The organism is Filimonas zeae, from assembly GCF_014641615.1.
In the GTDB taxonomy this organism is placed as follows: Bacteria; Bacteroidota; Bacteroidia; order Chitinophagales; family Chitinophagaceae; genus Filimonas; species Filimonas zeae.
This window is the reverse complement of record NZ_BMIB01000003.1, coordinates 824,582-842,907: the sequence shown is the minus strand read 5'-3', so window position 1 is coordinate 842,907 and position 18,326 is coordinate 824,582. Positions and strand designations below refer to the sequence as shown.

At 47.5% G+C, this 18,326-nt stretch carries 15 protein-coding genes; 5 read left to right on the top strand and 10 right to left on the bottom strand.

Features of this window, described 5'->3' with window-relative positions:
- The first annotated feature begins 4 nt into the window (after nucleotides 1-4).
- A complete protein-coding gene (locus tag IEY13_RS16635; protein ID WP_229687894.1) occupies nucleotides 5-1,609 on the top strand; it encodes a RagB/SusD family nutrient uptake outer membrane protein in 1,605 nt (534 codons plus the stop codon).
- A gap of 105 nt (nucleotides 1,610-1,714) precedes the next feature.
- A complete protein-coding gene (locus IEY13_RS16630) occupies nucleotides 1,715-2,077 on the top strand; it encodes an L-rhamnose mutarotase (protein WP_188954121.1) in 363 nt (120 codons plus the stop codon).
- A 51-nt stretch (nucleotides 2,078-2,128) separates the two neighbouring features.
- On the opposite strand, the gene IEY13_RS16625 is transcribed toward IEY13_RS16630, so the two are convergent.
- Together IEY13_RS16625 and IEY13_RS16620 are read right to left on the bottom strand one after the other, a co-directional pair.
- Entirely contained in the window at nucleotides 2,129-3,040 is a 912-nt protein-coding gene (locus IEY13_RS16625) for a helix-turn-helix domain-containing protein (protein ID WP_188954119.1), read from the bottom strand.
- A 42-nt stretch (nucleotides 3,041-3,082) separates the two neighbouring features.
- Nucleotides 3,083-5,488, bottom strand: a complete 2,406-nt coding sequence (locus IEY13_RS16620) for a TonB-dependent receptor (protein WP_188954117.1) — start codon at nucleotides 5,486-5,488, stop codon at nucleotides 3,083-3,085.
- A gap of 238 nt (nucleotides 5,489-5,726) precedes the next feature.
- Between IEY13_RS16620 and IEY13_RS16615 the strand changes: the two genes are divergently transcribed.
- Complete coding sequence (locus tag IEY13_RS16615) at nucleotides 5,727-7,373, top strand: alpha-L-fucosidase (RefSeq protein WP_188954115.1); 1,647 nt, start codon at nucleotides 5,727-5,729, stop codon at nucleotides 7,371-7,373.
- 106 nt (nucleotides 7,374-7,479) lie between these two features.
- On the opposite strand, the gene IEY13_RS16610 is transcribed toward IEY13_RS16615, so the two are convergent.
- From IEY13_RS16610 to IEY13_RS16600, 3 genes are all read right to left on the bottom strand, one after another.
- Nucleotides 7,480-8,460, bottom strand: coding sequence for an MBL fold metallo-hydrolase (locus IEY13_RS16610; protein WP_188954113.1), 981 nt, complete (start codon nucleotides 8,458-8,460; stop codon nucleotides 7,480-7,482).
- A gap of 83 nt (nucleotides 8,461-8,543) precedes the next feature.
- Nucleotides 8,544-9,113: a Crp/Fnr family transcriptional regulator gene (locus tag IEY13_RS16605; RefSeq protein WP_188954111.1), complete on the bottom strand. Its 570-nt coding sequence runs from the start codon at nucleotides 9,111-9,113 to the stop codon at nucleotides 8,544-8,546.
- A gap of 33 nt (nucleotides 9,114-9,146) precedes the next feature.
- Nucleotides 9,147-9,956: a hypothetical protein gene (locus IEY13_RS16600; RefSeq protein ID WP_188954109.1), complete on the bottom strand. Its 810-nt coding sequence runs from the start codon at nucleotides 9,954-9,956 to the stop codon at nucleotides 9,147-9,149.
- A 251-nt stretch (nucleotides 9,957-10,207) separates the two neighbouring features.
- Here IEY13_RS16600 and IEY13_RS16595 point away from each other — a divergent pair, with 251 nt between their 5' ends.
- Entirely contained in the window at nucleotides 10,208-10,453 is a 246-nt protein-coding gene (locus IEY13_RS16595; RefSeq protein WP_188954107.1) for a PAS domain-containing protein, read from the top strand.
- Between the two features lie 86 nt (nucleotides 10,454-10,539).
- A complete protein-coding gene (locus tag IEY13_RS16590) occupies nucleotides 10,540-11,481 on the top strand; it encodes a PAS domain S-box protein (protein WP_188954105.1) in 942 nt (313 codons plus the stop codon).
- A gap of 40 nt (nucleotides 11,482-11,521) precedes the next feature.
- Here IEY13_RS16590 and IEY13_RS16585 read toward each other — a convergent pair whose 3' ends face one another.
- The 5 genes from IEY13_RS16585 to IEY13_RS16565 form a co-directional block, all read right to left on the bottom strand.
- Nucleotides 11,522-11,860: an avidin-fold protein gene (locus tag IEY13_RS16585; protein WP_188954103.1), complete on the bottom strand. Its 339-nt coding sequence runs from the start codon at nucleotides 11,858-11,860 to the stop codon at nucleotides 11,522-11,524.
- 65 nt (nucleotides 11,861-11,925) lie between these two features.
- Nucleotides 11,926-14,895 (bottom strand): glycoside hydrolase family 98 domain-containing protein, encoded by a 2,970-nt coding sequence (locus IEY13_RS16580; protein WP_188954101.1) that lies wholly within the window; start codon nucleotides 14,893-14,895, stop codon nucleotides 11,926-11,928.
- Between the two features lie 43 nt (nucleotides 14,896-14,938).
- Nucleotides 14,939-16,444 carry a carbohydrate-binding protein gene (locus IEY13_RS16575; protein ID WP_188954099.1) on the bottom strand — a complete coding sequence of 502 codons (1,506 nt, stop codon included), beginning with the start codon at nucleotides 16,442-16,444 and terminating at the stop codon, nucleotides 14,939-14,941.
- A gap of 254 nt (nucleotides 16,445-16,698) precedes the next feature.
- Nucleotides 16,699-17,616, bottom strand: coding sequence for an NAD-dependent epimerase/dehydratase family protein (locus tag IEY13_RS16570; protein WP_188954097.1), 918 nt, complete (start codon nucleotides 17,614-17,616; stop codon nucleotides 16,699-16,701).
- Nucleotides 17,617-17,673: 57 nt separating this feature from the next.
- Nucleotides 17,674-18,261 carry a Crp/Fnr family transcriptional regulator gene (locus tag IEY13_RS16565; RefSeq protein ID WP_188954095.1) on the bottom strand — a complete coding sequence of 196 codons (588 nt, stop codon included), beginning with the start codon at nucleotides 18,259-18,261 and terminating at the stop codon, nucleotides 17,674-17,676.
- Nucleotides 18,262-18,326 lie beyond the last annotated feature (65 nt).

Here is an 18,326-nt window from a genome sequence, read left to right as displayed (position 1 = left end):
TACCATGAAAAAATATATAAGTGTACTGGCTATTGTGGCGGCCTGCAGTACCGGTTGCAAAAAAGCTTTTCTGGATAAACAGCCGCTGGATGCCATTTCCGATGCCACTTTCTGGAAAACAGAAAAAGATGCCACTCTGGCTTTAACCGGCTGCTATAACATAGGCGCGGGCTGGACAGGCGAAACCTTCTGGATGCCGCGGGATATGATACATCTGGATATGATGGCGGGCCTGGGTTCTGAAAAAGAACTGATACCCGACCATGTAACAGATGGCACGCTTACTTCGGCCTACTGGCTTATCAATAACGTATGGGCCAACTCTTATAAGAAAATTGCCACCTGCAATAACTTTCTCGATCATATCGATGGCATTGCCATGGATGCCACTAAAAAAGCCATGATGGCAGCAGAAGTACGCACCATACGCGCTTACGAACTGTTTAACATGGCGCTGTATTACGGTGCGGTGCCTTTGCCCAAACACCTGCTTACCGTTGCAGAAGCCAACAGCATTACCCGCACGCCGCAGGCAGAAGTATGGGCTTTTGTGGAGAAAGACCTGCAGGATAACAATGCCGCTTTACCGCTTACCCGCATTGCGGCTGAAAACGGACGTATGACGCGTGGTGCAGCGCTGGCCATACTGGGCCGCGTGCAGATGGCTATGAAAAAATGGACAGCAGCTGCTGCTACTTACAAAACCATTATAGACAATGGCACGTACGTAATTGATCAGAACGGCTACCGGCAGTTGTTTATGCAGGTGGGGGAGAACAGTAAGGAAATTATCATGGCCTCGCAGTTTATAGAAGATACCTACGGGCATGTAACGCCGCAGTACCTGTATCCCGAGGCCTTTGGCGGCTGGCACCAGTATTCGCCTTATAACGAGCTGGTACAAAGCTTTGAATGTAAAGATGGTAAAACCATCAGCGAATCGCCTTTGTACGATAAAAACAATCCGTACGATAACCGCGACCCCCGGCTGGATTATACCATTATGATTAACAACCGCACGCGGTTTAAAGGCAATCTGTTTGTAAGCACACCCGGCTCTAACTCGCCGGACAGAATGAACAAATACAACTGGAGCGGCTATTGCATTAACAAGTATATGGATAGCACTTTCTCCGGCAACCTGATGAACTATGGCGGCAACTTTTCGCTCATCCGTTATCCGGAGGTGCTGCTGAGTTATCTGGAAGCGAAAATGGAAGCGGGCGACCCGATAGATCAGGCGTTACTGGATGCTACTATTAACCTGGTGCGGGGTCGTGCTACGGTGAACATGCCACCCGTTACGGCAACAGCTGCCACCACACTGCGCCCCATTGTACGCCGCGAGCGTTTGGTGGAGATGGCTTTTGAAGGGCTGCATTACTACGATATTCTGCGCTGGGGCACCGCTGCTACCGAACTGAACAGACAGTTTACCGGCATGAAGCTTACCAACGACCCGGCTAATTATAAAGACTACCCGGTAGATGCCAACGGCTTTTTTATTTACCAGCGGAGAAACTTTGTAGCGGGCAGAAATGAACTGTGGCCCGTACCACAATCGCAATGGGATATTAACCCGGCGTTGGGGCAGAACACGGGGTATTAGTCTGATTTGTATAAAACAAAGTAGTTTTTTTAGAAGAACTGAAAGGGCGCAGCGGTTATCTTCGTTCTGCACTAAACCCATTTACTCAGCAGCAGCTTCAGGCATATGAAAAGGTATATACTGGCATTGGATTTAAAAGATGACCCGGCACTGATACAGGAGTATGAGCAATGGCACCGTGCAGAAAACGGATGGCCCGAAATAACCCAAAGCATACAGGAGGCCGGTATTACCGGTATGGAAATTTACCGTACGGGTAACCGGTTAGTTATGATCATGGATACAGACGACCGCTTTTCTTTTGAAAAGAAAGAGGATATGGATGTTAACAACCCTGTGGTACAGCAGTGGGAACAGCTGATGTGGAAATTTCAGCAACCGCTGCCCTGGGCTAAAGAAGGGCAGAAGTGGGTACTGATGAACCGCATTTATCATTTGCAGGCAGAAAGTATTAGTACCGATAAATAGCAACAGGTTAAAAAAACAGCCGGGACATTTTCCCGGCTGTTTTAGTACCTATCAGTTGAACAGGGCCCTGAACTCTAACGGACTTTGCCGGGTTTTTTGTTTAAATAATTTGCTGAACGACTGCATGTGTTCAAAACCCAGTTCATAGGCAATTTCGCTTACAGATAACCGGGTAGTCGATAATTTTTCCTTGGCCTTTTCGATGAGTTTGTCGTGAATGTGCTGCTGTGTGCTCTGGCCGGTCAACGCTTTCAGCAACCCTCTTAAATAACCGGGTGACACGTTGAGCGCTTCTGATATCAACTGCACGGTGGGAAGTCCTTTTATAGCCAGATCATCACTATTGAAGTAATCCAGAAGCAGTTTATTCAACTTGTCCAGCAACTGGTGGCTGCTTTTTTCCCGGGTAATGAATTGCCGGTTGTAAAACCGGTCCGCATAGCTCAGTAAATTTTCCAGATGCGAAATCATGATCTGCTTGCTGAACTTATCAATATTGGAGTGATACTCCAGGCGTATATTATCAAAGATGCCGTTAATAAGGGCCTGTTCTTTTTCGGAAAGGAATAAAGCTTCATTCACCGCATAGTCAAAAAATTCGTACTGCCTTATTTTCTCTGCCAAAGGGGTGTTCCAGAAAAAGTCGGGATGTATAAACATCATCCAGCCTTTGGGTTGCGGATCGGAAACATCTCTTGTTCCCAGCAATTGGTTGGGTGCCATAAAAGCCATCATGCCTGCTTCAAAATCGTATTGCTGATGTCCGTACGGTATTTTATTACAATTCGTTTTGATGGAAATAGTATATAAATCCAGCAGCACTCTTACGCCAGGATTTCCTACTGCCCGGGGATTCATGTCTTCGCAATTCACAATACTGATGAGCGGATGTGCAGGCGGTGGCAGCTGCTGCGCCTTATGTCCCTCGGCAATAGAACTGATACGTATAATATTGTTATTCATTGTTATCTATTTTACTGCTGATGCTACAAATGATGGCTGAAATTACAACTCTACCCTTACACCGAAGGTGGGAAACACGCCCAGCCCTACGTTAGATACCTGGCCGGTATTGGGTACAAATACTTCTGCATTCAGGTTAAACCGGTTATTGATATTCACCAGATCAACAAAGGCAGAAAAAAGGCCCCATCTGGTAGGTATATTATAGTCTGCTCTTACATCCAGGCTAAAAAAATCAGGTAGTCTTTTGCCGTTCACCGCGGTTATTTCCTGTGAAGCCCTCATATAAGCGGGATTGTTCAATACATTCTGATGTACGATATAATCATCGGTAGGGCGGCCGGTGCTGTAGCGGAATTTACCGGAAAAAATCCATTTGTTATTGGGCTTGTAACTACCCATTACACTGATGGTATGCGGTATGCTGAAATTATGGTTGTAAGTGCCCCTGCCATCGTGGTCGTCTCTTTTGCTGTGTATATAGGAATAGCTGATTTGTCCATAGTAGTTTTTCGACAACCTTTTGGTGAGGCTGATATCCCCGCCATAAGCAGTTCCACTGCCATTGTTGGTGATAAGGCTTTGGTTTCTGTTGGGTTGTACTGCCACATCGTTAAACTGCTTATGCCAGCCTTCGGCTACAAATTTCAAATCACCTGAAAACTGAATTTTATAGCCCAGAATGGATTGAATAGCGCGCTCGTTTTTTAGTTGATTGCCGGCTGACTGACCTGCGATATCGGCATAGGCGGCATCTGTGTAGTAAATACCTGAAGCAAAATTGATGCTTTGCCGGTCATTGATAGTAAGGCTGCCGCTTAACCGGGGCGAAAGAGTATGTTGTTGGGTAAAACCGGTATAGTCGTACCGTACACCGGGGTTAAGGGTAAGCGCATGGGTAACCTGCCAGGATAAGGTTACATAACCAGATCCATTAAAAGCATTGTCATCAAAAACCGAATTGTAATAAGCGGGGGTTACCACCTGAAAATGATGCGTTGAATTGAGCGGAATATCATTGGTGCGGTAGCTATACAGTGTATCGGTATGGCTGAGTGTTCTTGCATAATCAAGGTTTACCAGCATGGCATCCACGCCGGCTTTTAAGGTTACGCTGTTAAAGCGCCTGGTATAAATAGAGCGATAGCCTATTTCCTGCTGATCGTTTTTGATGGTTCTCAGGTTTGCCTCGTATATGCCGTGTTTCGGGTCTATCACTTCTCCGCCTGTTGTAAGAGAAGGCGTATACCTGCCAAAGCGGTTATCTACCGTAGATGACCGGTAGTATAACACATTGTTCAGATAGCTGCCGGAGTTAAGCAGCGTACGCAAATTGAGGCCTGCCAGCGCTTTGCTGCCCCTGTGATTAAATAACATGGTGCCGCCGCTGTTATCCTCATTCAGGTTTATGCCGGGTTCCACGTCATCAATAGTTCTGTAGGGCCGCTCGGGGTTATACATGGCAATCACAGACAGCTTGTTCTTTTCGTTGAGTTGGGTAGTGGTTTTGATTAAATAATCTCCAAAGGAAATAGCCGTACGTTGCTCGTTCAGCATATTAATCAGCACTGCAAAATTCTGGTAACGGGCAGAGGCAAAAACACTTGTTTTTTTAGAAACAGGGCCATCTGCCATCAGGGTTGCCCCTAATAAATCAAACTGACCGCTGAACGACCAGCTTGCTTTGTTGCCTTCCTTTACGCCCAATGCAAGCATGGAAGAAGACCTTCGCCCGTACGTTGCATCAAAACCGCCATTTTGAAAAGTGACATTGTCTATTACCCTGGGTGCAAAAATGCTGAACCGCCCACCATTGGGATCGTTAAACCCGGAGGCGTAACCTTCTGCCTCCAGGTGCGATAGATCGAACATAGGAATATCGTCTACCATATAAATGTTATCCCGCGTACCCTGCCCGCGCGCTGCAATAGCAGAAAATTGCGAGCCACTGCTTACCACCCCCGGCAGGCTGGATAAGGCGCGCATAATATCCCCCTGTGCGCCGGGGTTTCTGAAAATTTCCTCTCTGGAATAGGAAAAGGTAGAAACAGGGGTAAGCGGATTTCTTTCACTGCTGAATCTATTGGCTCTTACAACCACCTCATTCATTTTTCCTGCTTCTTCCAACAGTTCTATTTCCGAATAGTAGGTTTTGTTGGCCACGATTGTTATTTCACTGATCAATTTGGTTTGAAAGCCAATATGCGTAATGGTTACCGCATAGCTGCCAGGTGTTATGCCGTTGATAGTAAATTCCCCGCCCGAACCTGTAGTAGCTCCGGACTGCGTTGCAGCCATGTAAACACTGGCGCCTGTAATGGGTTGCTTGGTAGCGTGATCGATAATTTTTCCTTTAAAATTACCTGTTGACTGAGCTATTGCCATGGTAGTGCCCATACAGGAAGCCAGTACAATAAGCAGCATGTTCAGGTTACTGTTGAATGTCATGTTGTATCTTTTAGTCGATACAAAAATGAAGTCATATGAAAAGGTTCCTTTATCCTAAACGCCTTTTGTTGTAGCCGAAAGTGCCGGTGATGCGTTGACTACCCCGGAACCCATCGGATGATAAAAAGCCAGTGTCGGATATATATAATACAAAGTCGAATCCGGTCAAAGATGTTTCATTACAGACAGCTAGTTTTGAGCAACGATTGTATACAACAAACCACCAACAACAGCAACCATGGATAGAAGAATGTTACTGAAACAGCTGGGAATGGCTGTACCTGCTTACCTGTTAGCTACCAAAGGCAATGCCATGGGCCTGTTAGACGGCTCTGACGGATATATGGCAAAAGGCCGCTTTCAACCCACCTGGAACTCGCTGCAGGGCTACCAGGTACCGGAGTGGTATAAGAAAGCCAAGTTTGGTATATGGGCACACTGGGGGCCACAGTGCGAACCGGAATATGGCGATTGGTATGCACGCGGCATGTATGAAGAAGGAAGCGACCAGTACAACTATCATGTTAAAAAATATGGCCATCCCTCTAAGTTTGGGTTTAAAGATGTAATAAACCAGTGGAAGGCAGACGAGTGGCACCCGGAAGAACTGGTGAACTTTTATAAAAGGGTAGGGGCAAAATACTTTTTTGCCATGGCCAACCACCACGATAACCTGGATTTGTGGAACAGCAAACACCACTACTGGAATTCCGTAAACCTGGGCCCTAAAAAAGACATCATTGGCGGCTGGGCCAAAGCCGCTAAAGCAGCGGGCCTGCCGTTTGGCGTAAGCGTGCATGCGGCCCACGCATGGACATGGTATGAAACCGCACAGCTGGCTGATAAAAAAGGCCCTTTGCAGGGCGTACCGTACGATGGCAAACTTACCAAAGCAGACGGCAAAGGCCTGTGGTGGGAAGGGCTTGATCCGCAGGATTTATATACTCAGAACCACCCTTTAAGCAGTACAGAAAACAACCTGAATATTCATGCGCAGTGGCACTGGGGCAACGGCGTGGCATTACCCTCCAAAGCCTACTGCGAACTGTTTTACAAAAGAACCATTGAGCTGATTGATAAATACGAACCGGAGCTGATTTACTTTGATGATACGGTATTGCCTTTTCATCCTATTAACGATATAGGCCTGAAAATAACAGCCCACCATTACAACAAAAGCATACAACGCAACAATGGACGGCTGGATGCAGTAGTGTTTGGTAAAATACTGGATGAAATGCAGCGCCAATGCCTGGTATGGGATATTGAACGCGGCCAGAGCAATGTAATAGAACCCTTTACCTGGCAAACCGACACCTGCCTAGGCAACTGGCACTACGATAAACGTGTGTACGACCATAAAGGCTATAAAAGCGCCCGCACCGTGGTACAAACCCTGGTAGATGTGGTGAGCAAAAACGGCAACTTTTTATTAAACGTACCGGTTAAAGGCAACGGCAGCATTGATGAGCAGGAGCGCGCCATACTGGAAGAGGTAGCCGCCTGGATGCAGGTAAACAGTGAATGTATTTACGATACCACCCCGTGGAAAGTACTGGGCGAAGGGCCTGCCATGGAAAACGCAGCGCCTTTATCGGCCCAGGGCTTTAACGAAGGCAAAGGCAAACGCATGGACGCAACCGACATCCGTTTTACACTGAAAGGTAAAACCCTGTACGCCGTGCTGATGGGCTGGCCGGAAGAGGGTGTGGCACGTATTAAAAGCTTAAGTGCCGGTAACCCCTTATGGCCGGGAGATATCAACAAAGTGCAGCTGGTGGGTGGCGCGGAGCTTACACACAAACGCAGCAGTACAGAACTGTTAGTAAACCTACCCGATCAAAAAACGGCGCAGCCGTACGCGGTGGTGTTGAAAATAGTATAAGTAGTTTTCTCCCGATTTGTTTATATCGGCTAAACCGAGACAGAATAACGGCCGCCCTCTTTTATAAGCAGGACGGCCGTTTTATTAAAAGCCACCAGGTGGCTTACTATTCATTCACAGTTAGCGCGCTGTAATTAGCCTGTATCCATTCATAATGGTTACCGGAGGCTTTCAGATGACCAATACCCGGAAAAGAGAGGTGTGGCGCTGCAATCCAGTATCCATTTTTAGCTGCCTCTTCAAATGCCTTTTTACGGGTAGCCTTAGCGCCTGCCAGATCCACATCAAAATCAATGGTAATGCCGGGGTTGGCAAACTGTACTGCGCCTGCATGTACTATATCGCCCCAGAACAGCAGCTTTTGTCCTTTGCTTTCCAGTATATAAAAACATTCGCCGGGTGTATGCCCAAAGGAAGGGGCAGATGACAGGCCGGGAAACAGCTGACTACCTGGTTGAAAGGTTTTCACTTTTCCTGCCTTTTGATAGGGGGCTATTGCTGCCTGAGCGCCATCAAAAAAGGGTTGAGCACGTTTATTGGCGGTTTGTTTGTTAGCTGCATTGAGCCAGAAATCTGCCTCCGGCTGGCTGATGTACACGGTTGCGTTGGGAAATGCCCTATTACCATCCTTCACCAGTCCGCCAACATGGTCGGCGTGCAAATGGGTAGGCAGTACAATGGTAATATCCTCCGGGTGTATACCCACTGCCAGCAGGTTTTGCTGCAGTTTGCCCAGCGATGGCCCGAAAAAGCTACCGCATCCCGCATCAATCAATATCAGCTGTCCGGCGCTCTTTACCACAAAAGCAGTAATGGATGTTTCCACCACGCTGTCCAGAAAGTTCTGATGCAGCAGCTTATCCAGCTCGCCGGGCTTAGCTTCGTGCAGTAACGTATGGAGGTTTAATGGAAGGGTTCCGTCTGATATTGCTATTACCTCGGCTTCGCCTATGGGCATGCGGTAATAGCCTGGCTGGGAGGGTAGGGCAGCACCTGGTTGCTGGGCATTGGCAGCATAGAAACCGATCAGGAGTATGCATACCAGCATACATCTTCTAAAGCCTGGTAAATTAGTTTGTGTCATCATCTTTTAATTTTAACACAAACTTCGGCCATGCTTATGGCGGCACAGGGCACAAAACGCACTTTAAAACTGTGACTTTTGTGCCGTTATTTCCGGTACAAACGGCTTATAGTTTCCCGCGATACCCCGAGGTAGGAGGCGATGATGGTTTTAGATATACGGCTATATAACTGCGGGTACTGCTCAACAAAGTTTTCAAAGCGTTCTTTAGGACTGCCCATCAGCATCAGTTGCATCCGCTTTTGTATGGCCACATACCCCAGCGCACCTTTCTCCGCCACATAATGTTCGTACTTCCACAGTTCACGGCCCAGCTTCATCCGGTTGTCGTGTGATAAAGCCAGCAGCTCACAATCTTCCAGGCATTCTATCGCTGTTGCTGCCGGAACGCCTTTGGTAAAAGCCTCCCGTTCAGATATCCACCAGTTTTCAGCAGCAAAGCTATAGGTAAACTCTTTACCGGTATCGGGGTGCGTGATATAGGAACGCAGGCAGCCTTTCAGTACAAAGTATTCATGCTTTACCAGATCGCCTTCCCGTACCAGCATATTATGCTTCTTATACTTTACGGCAGTAAAATGGCTTAGGATATACTCAAACTCTTCATCGGTAAGCTTACTCACAGATTCGATATGTACTCTAAGGGGATGCAACATATACGCAAATATAATATCACCCGGATTCGCAAATTAAAAAGAGGTGCGTTCCACAACAGACCTGATGACTCCATCCAGTTCATCAACCGATTTTTCCAGACTTATCAAAAGTGGCTCTTCAATATTGTGGTTGCGGGTATGACTGATTAAGCTGGTAATACCTTTGATATTTAATAAGGGGGCCCTTACCAGGTGTGACTGTATAAATGCTATTTCACGCAAACGGCGATGTTGCTCCTGTTCTAAACGCCTCTGTTCCAGAAGACGCCTGTTTAACTCCTTTTGCACTTCCAGGCTTCGTTTAATATTGGTAAGCAGCATGCGGATCAATAAAATTACCACCACATCTATAAACAGAAAATTGACAGAAAAAACAATCCAGCTGTAAAGGCTGATATGGTAAGTAATGTATGCGCCGGGGCTGATGAACAGATAAACGGAAAACAAAAGAAAAACAGCCACATTGGTAAGCAGCCCTGCATAGGAAATTTTTCCGGGAAAGAAGAGCACCATAAAAATGCTGCATGTAAACAGATACATACACCCCAGCTCAGGCTTATGCAAACAGCATGCGGCTGCTATAGCAAAAGCTGCCAGAACAACTGCAAACGCAATTTTCCGGAAAAAAAGGCTGATCGAACGCTGTAATACAATCAGGTTTATAGCTGCTAAAAAGCAGGTATTAGCCACAATAATATTCACCTCTCCATGCTCACGCTCATAAAAACCCATTACCAGCGTAACCAATACACTTACGGGTATTATCCATGTTATAACAAATGCGAACAGGTTGTTTTGCCAGTATTCAAAAACATCATGTGTACTATTTCTCCCGTTGCGCATGGATTTCCAGACAAAAAATCTATAGCGTCTTATTGCGGTTAGACAGTGTTCTCTGAGCGTTGCCATAAGAAGTGGAAATTGAGCTCAAATTAAGCAATGCCACCGTTAACAACCTAAATTAAGATGATGTAGATGCGGGGCTCAAAAAATTGTAACTTAGTGAGGATAGACTTTGTTTTTGTCAGCGGTACTCACAAAAACAGTCTTTACTTAAAAGCTATGCCATTTGTATATTTAACTAAATCCTGCTTATGGGGTACATTGCCAGTAGCCTGTTACAGATACCGCCTTTTATAATGGCTGCCTTTGATAATATTTCGGAAGGGGTGTTATGGGTAAACACCCGCGCAGAAATTATAGCAGTAAATAAGGCCTGTTGCAACGTTTTAGGGATGCCGGAGAAAGAACTGCTGGGTAATCCGCTGTATGATTTAATGGATACTGCCTACAGGCAGCAAAGAGCACACTCCTTTCAAGACGGGCCTTTGCAGGTATAAGGCAGAGCAACACCCTGGAAGGAGCGGTGCAATCGCTGGCAAGAATCATTATCAGGTTTTCAGGATGGAATGCAATAGAAATACGCATGCCTGATATAAAGGGAAAAGAAATGGTAATGGCCAGTGGTTTTCAAAAACGCAGCGGCCCGGTACAGGCCACTTTTTTTAAAAAGACCACCAGGGAGGTGCAGGTAGATGAATTAAGATTGTGGTTTGAGCAACACCGGATGATGCCGGTTTGCCTGAATACGGCTAAAACCATGGAAACCTGTGGCAATGGAAAGCTGATTGTAGCCGGCAATCACTTTAAAACGGTACTGGCCGTTCCGGTGGTTGATAAAGAAGATAACTCATTTATTGCAGCCATTTTTCTGCTGGACACCAAAGAACATCCCAGAAACAATGACATTAAAATTATACTCAGCCATATCTCAGCCCTGTTGGGGGGTGCCCTGCATAAAAAAGCCATACAGCAGGAATTACTCAATGTGTTTAATCACTCAGCAGATCTTATTGCCGTACAGGATATGGACGGGCGGTTTATTTCAGTAAACGCTGCCTGTAACAACATACTGGGCTATAGTGAGGCAGTGCTGTTACAAAAGCGACTGACCGATCTGGTACATCCGGATGACCACGGGTTAACCAGCAGCGCTTTTGAGTTATTAAAACAGCAGGAGCAACTTACTTATGAAAACAGAATACAGTCAGCAGACGCACGCTATAAACTCATTGAGTGGGTAGCCGTTTCAGACGTAACAATAGGCAAAGTATTTTCCATAGGCCGCGACAAAACAGATCTGTCCCATACGCGTGAAAAGCTGCGTAAAATATCCTGGTCGCACAGTCATATTATCCGGTCTCCGCTGGCTAATATCATCGGTATGTTACATCTGATACAGCAGGAAAAACTTACTTATGATGAAAAAACAGCTTCTTACCTTCAGTTACTGGAACAACAGGCGCAGGAGATGGATACTGCCATCAGAAATGCCGTATATGACGACGATACTGCGCAGCAGCTGTGAGCGGCCGCCCTGTATAAATGCTGGAATAGCCGGATTGGCACTACTGTTCCTCAATAATAGAATGCCCCTTTGACTGATCGCCCGAAGTCCATTCCCAAACTTCATGCAGCCGTATTTTACCGTTTGCCATTATTTCGGGAGTTGATTTACAGATGCCCGTCATCAATTCATGCTTATCATTTACCTGATGGTAGCGCATGTCTATACCGCCGTTTTCATCCACCAAACCAATCAGGTGTCCGGATATAATTTTACCACCTGAATATTCAGCGGTGAGAATATTGCCCTCCTGTTTGTAGTAAAACACCGTTTCCGATGAGGTTTCACCATTTTCGGTATTGCTAACCGGCTTAAATATCTTCTGATGATAATGGATCATGTAGCAAAATAATAAAAAGCTGCCTCCTGTTTTGCAGAAGGCAGCTTTTTTTACACAAACGATTGTTACTGCTTAACCAACGGCAGCGATGCATGCGCGCCACTGTTGTTAGCCACATTTATAAAATAGAGACCGGGAGGCAGCTGCCCCACATTCAGTTGTTCTGCATTGCTTTTAATACGCCTGGTTTGCACAGGCTTGCCTGTGGCATCGCACAGCATCAGCTGATCGCCTGCTTTCCAGCGGCTGCCTAAACGTACGGTTACCTGGTGTTGGGCAGGGTTGGGGAATACTTCCACACCCACTTCTTTACCGGTAAGCTTTTGCGATATATCCGTACCGGCGGGGGCATTCATGAGGGTACTGAGGCCGGTGGTGCAGTTAGCCGCAGTGCCGCCCACTACTTCTATATAATCCACATTGGGTAAACCGCTGGTGCCGGTGGCTTCCAGCCTTATATCGCGCGTACCGGAGGCGGCACTGGCATATACGGTAACCGTGCCCCAGCTTGTCCACGAACCGGTAGATGGAAAACTTACATGGGTAGCTACCACCGCACCGTTTATAAGCAGATTGGCGGCTCTGGTATCAATAGAAGCATAGCGGAAAGTAAACGATTTGGTACCGCTGGCTGCAAAGTTCAGTTTCCAGTTAACACCATTACCTATGGCATTATCGGTGTTGGCAAAACCCGCGCCGGTGTAACCTCCGTTATTGGTATCTACCGTGCCGTTTACACTGCAGAAGCCGGTGGTATTTTCCTGTATAATATTGCCACCGCTGCCGGCAGGTACAATTACCATGTTATCAAAGTACACATTCTGCGGTGCAGCTGCACTGGCGCGGTATTCAATTACATTGTTGCCCGCATTCAGGGTAATGTTCTGCGTTTGTACCGCCCATGCACTCAGGCTATCGGTTTGGGTAAACACGGGTGTAGCCACCAGGCTGCCATTTACATACAGCCCTATGGTGTTTACATTACCACCGGTTACGCTGTAGCGGGTACGTAGCTGGTAAGTGCCTGCATAGGCCAGGTTAACAGTATCACGTATGCTGGCGGCCGCGTTGCTGCCGAAACGCAGGTAGCCCTGGCCGGTATAGTTACGCACAGCACCGCTAACACCATTGGCCGTATTACCATTAATGCTTTTGAAATCAAAATGCTCCGCCTCATGTTGCAGCGGGCCTGCATATACCGCCGGGGCAGTGGGTGCATTCAGTACCGCCGGGGTGTAGGCGGTAAGCCTGCCGGTGGCCGTACCGGCACAGTTGATTACAATATCCAGCGCGCCATTGTGCTGCACCGTTAGCGTAAACACACCGCCCGACCAGCCGGATGTTACCGTGCTGGCCTGATGGCTAGCCCTGTCAGTATAAGACCAGGTAGGCTGTGTGCTGGCGCCATATACGCGTATGATGTCTGTTTTTAAACCGGTATTAAGTACGTTATCATAATTGTTCAGATACACATTCAGGCGGTTGCTGTACTCTTTAATAACACCGGCGGAATATTGGGAATAGCTCAGCTCCATATTGGTGCAGGTGTTGTACTTAAAGGGAATAGAGGCCGTGGCAGTTTGATTGGTTTTGTAGGGATTATACGTAACCCAGCCATTCTCGTGCCTGCCCGCATACAGTGTACCGGTGTATTCTGAGGGGAACAGCGTGTTGAACTCTGTTACTTTAGAGGTAACAGAGGGCCAGCGTGTAGCATAGTCCGACTTGTTTACCTTAACAGCAAAAGAATTGGCATCCGTATCATCCAGCTGGTATACAATAGGCACAGCCGGGTAGCGACCCGTTTTTTTGAAGAAGCTTTTGTTGAATTCATAGTTGCCATCGCTATCCATACGGTACAGCCCTTCAAACAGCGTTTGCGGGGTGCTGTACTGATCCTGATTACTGCCGCTGCTGAGGTTGGCAATGAGTACCACTTTGGTGCGGTCTATCACTTCGCGGCGGCCGGGTATACGCATATTGCCATCCAGTATTTTCCGGAACAGATCTACGTTCACATTATGAAACTGCGGATAAAACTCCCAGCGGCGGGTAGTAAACCCATCAGGCGTGGTACCGGTGCTGAGCTCGCGCGAAGATTGCGTCATAATCAGCTCGGGCCCGTCTATCACGGTTTGCCCGGTAAACATAATGTGCTCCAGGTGGGGTGCTATGCCTGTAGCAGGCGTAAAGTTGGCGTGCGTACCGCTGGAATCTGTCCAGCCGGTTTCATCATAACGGATACCGTACTGGCCGGCATAGCCGGATACATAAGCACCCAGGCAGGTGCTCTCCATATCATGCTGATAGCTTTGCTGCGTATACTTTTCGCACAGTATATAGTTTTCGGTATAGTTACGGCAGGCCGCAGCAAAAGCAGCGTTTCGCTTCAACATACCAATAGGGTTGATGTTGGGGTTCCACTGGTTGGGGCACCAGCTTACGGCCAGATAACCACCATAGCGGTTGCTCAGCTGCAGCAGGTTAGCAAAAAGATTAATACGATCTGCCCAGGGCGGGGAAATAGCATCGTAACTACCACTGGAAGGGGGTTGCAGACTGCCATCGTACCCCCAGAACTGCTCGGCATAGTTAAAGCCAATGAAGTTGGGATAATCGCGGTAAAACTCCTCATACACCGTAAGATCGGATTGGGAGAAGTGCTGAAAGCCGCCACTGCTCTGTTGTATCATAGCCCATACCCGGTTTTCGGCACATACACGCAACCAGCTTTTGGCAATTTCATACCCATACTCGGCCTGCAGCCATTTACTGGTAAGCCGGTCGTGATTAATGGAAATAGAAATATTAAATACTACATAAGGGCGTATATCTGCCGGCACCATATTGATGATCTTTTGCGGATCGGCCTGGTTCCAGGAATCGATATGGATAAACCACGCAGGCTGCTGCGGCGAGATAGGGCGGCGCAGCGGGGCTGACTGCCCCTGTGCCGCATACTGCAGCACCACAAAGGAGAGCAGGAGCAGCCAGGCAAAGCACTGCCTGCCCCTGTTGAATAAAGGAGATTTCATTGTCAAGCTTTAGGCGTTAGAAATGATTGTGTATAGAAAAGTGTTAGTGTTTGAGAAAGGATTGGCTGGCCTTTTTACTGCCTGCGTTGGTTAGCTGTATGTAATACATACCTGGGGGCAGAGAAGCTATATTCAATTGTTCCTGATTGCTTTTCAGCACCCGGCTTTGCAGTGTTTTGCCCTGCGCATTATACAAGGTAATACGATCACCCGCTTTCCAGTACTTACCTGTTTTAATGGTAACAGCATGGCTGGCGGGGTTGGGGTATACCGAGAGGCGCAGATCAGCGTTCGCTTTTACACCCACGCTATCCTGAGCCACAGCAATAGTGTTGGCGGTAAGGCTGGTGGTGCAGGCAGCGCCGGTGCCCTGTGTTACTGCCAGGTGATCTATATTGGCCAAACCGCTGCTGCCGGTAGCTTCCAGCCGAACATCGGCAACACCTGCACTTACAGCGGCGTTAACCGTTACCGTAGCCCAGGTACTCCAGGAGCCGGTGGCAGGAAAAGAGATGCTGGCAACCACGCTTACCCCGTTAATCAGCAACCTGGCTGGCCTGCTGTCTATACACGCATAGCGGAAGGTAAAGGTTTGTGTACCTGCACCGGCAAAGTTTACACGCCAGCTAACGCCATTACCTGCTGCATTATTGGTGTTGGCAAAACCACTACCTGTATAGCCAGGATAGTTATTATCTATAGTGCCGTTGACACTACAAAACCCTACGCTGTTTTCTTCAAGTACACTGCCTAAAGAAAAACGTTTGGCAAAATTCCATATCTCCAGGCTGGTGTTTACGCCGTTAATACTATCCAGCGAATACCAGTGGCCTTTGCCCGCCAGGGTAATAAGTACTACCTCAGACTGTTGCAGGCCCGGACCCCAGTAGCGTTTGGTAGCTACAGAATTGGGTTTATTGGCAGGGTAGGGCTGGGTTATCTGCGGTGTAGCGGGGCATTGGTTACGGGTAATCCAGCCATTGAGATAGTTGCCCAGGTTGGGATAAGTAACCACATCATCTGCATCGCCATGTACATGAATAATGGGAACAGGGCGGGAACTGTTGTAATTGCCACCACCCCATAAAGGATAGCCCGATACCGGCGCAAAAGCCGCTATCTTACCGGCTATTTGTGTAGCGGCATGATACGTCATCATACCACCCATAGAAAAGCCGGATAGATACACCCGGTTGCGGTCAATAGCATACCGCCGGTGCATAGTGTCAATAATAGCGGAAATGAAATTAATATCCGTAGTGCCGCTGATATCCCACTGCAGGTTAATACCGCTGGGGAACACTACTACAAACCTTGCCGTATCGGCAATAGGTTCCCATTTACTGGCATTACGCTGGTAATCGGCACTCTGGCCGGAGCCATGCATGGAAATAACCAAAGGCCGGTTCTGCGGCAGGTTAGCCGGCACATATAAAAGCATACTGCGGGTGGTGGAACCTACCGGTATGGTTACCTGTGCGGTAACATTGGTGCATAACAAACAAAGAACCAGTAAAGCGCATACGCTCTGGAGGTAAAAGTGTTTCATTGGAATTGATTTTGGTGTTGATGATTAGTGTATTATGGCATGTGTTTTTAGGATAGAGTGCAAGCAGTTTATTAGCAATCGATGGATGTAAAATTACTGTTGCACGGGGGCAGCGTGTGCGACAGATGTATAATTTACTAGCAGAAATGTTTAGAATTTGAATGCCCTGCAAAGCGATATGCAGAAAGAAACCTGAGTGCCAGACAAAAAAAGCCAGCGATGGTGAAATCGCTGGCTTGAATAATAAAAGTTACTTATTGCCTTACCATCGCTCTTATTCCCTCCGTATAACTGGTAGGCGTAACTCCGAACCGCTGTTCAAACTTGCTGCTGTCAAACACATAATCCCGGTCGTACTGATAAGCCATTTCCGCTAACTCTTTTACTACGGGTACAAAAAGGCCGATCACGCGCATCAGCATTCGGGAAAAATGGTAGTAGCGCGGCTGCACTTTCATTTCAGCAGCTATTTTTTCAATAAAATCTTTGCCCGTAAGTCTTTCAGGAGAAGTAGGCAGATGCCATACCTGGCCAAAAGCATCTGCCGTATTACCCAACATCGCTGTTGCCCGGGCCGCGTCCGGGGTATAGGTAAAACTGTGTATTTTAGAACTGTCTATTTGCCAGAAGGCTTTTTTCCCTTTCCGGTATTCTTCCACTACCATAATGCCAAGAGGGCTGTTAGCCGCTGTGGGGCCATAGAAATCTGCACTCCTGGCAATTAATGCTTTCAGGCCGCGTTCGCGTATGGCGCTGAACAGCATGGCATGCAGCTGCGCCCTTACTTTTCCTTTTTCGCTGCGTGGCGCTATGGCAGAGGTTTCGGTCATGTGTGGAATGGCAGTATCAGCATACATATATACATTGTCCAGAAATACAAGGCGGGCCTGGTGTTTCAGGCAGGCATTAATCACATTCGCCATCACTACCGGCCAATCGCGCTGCCATACTTTACGACTGTATTCCAGACCGGCAACCAGATACACCACTTCAGAGCCTGCCACTGCTTTATCTGCTTCTTCCCGTATAGTAAGATTGGCAGCTACCAGTTCATCAGTGCCGTTTACCTGCCTGGGGTTACGGGATACAAGGCGGATACGATGGGTATAAGCTTTCAAGTCTTTTGCCAGTGGGGTGCCTATAGCGCCACCTGCGCCCAGTATAGTTTGCATGGTTATGTATTTGAAGCAAATGTATTACCGCGGCCAGGCTGAAAACAATGACCCTGGTTAAGATTTTCCGGCGCTCATTAATCGTTTTCTGATACGACTGAGACTTTCGGGAGCAATGCCCAGGTACTGGGCTATATAGCGCTGAGGTACGCGCTGCAGAATGTCCGGCTGCTCCTCCATAAGCGTAATAAATTGCTTTTCGGGCGAAAAGGAGAGTAGCGCCTGGGTTCGCTTGATACTTTTGGCGGCAATACGCTCTACCAGTTTGTTAAAGAAGGTATTCATGGCAGGAGATTCCTGTAGCAGCGTTACCACATCTGTACAGCGGCTGATAAGGCAGGTGGTTTCGGTAAGGGCTTTAATAGAAGATGCCGACCGTGTTTGCTGCGAAAAGCTTTCCAGGTCGGTAACAAAATCATTTTCAAAGGTAAAGTTGCAGGTACGCTCATTGCCTGCTTCGTCAATATAAAACTGGTGCAAAGCGCCTTCTACTACAAAAAACACCTCGTGCGCTACCTCTCCGGTGCGGAGCAATATACTGTTGCGCCTGAAAATGCGTTTTTGAAAAAAGGACAGTATGTAGGCAGCCTCTTCGTCCGTTACTGTTACATCCTTTCTTAATGCAGTAATGAGTTGCTCCGCCATGGCGATTGATTATTGGTTAATCCGGAGGCAATATACAACTGACACCGCAAATCAGTCCCAGACGA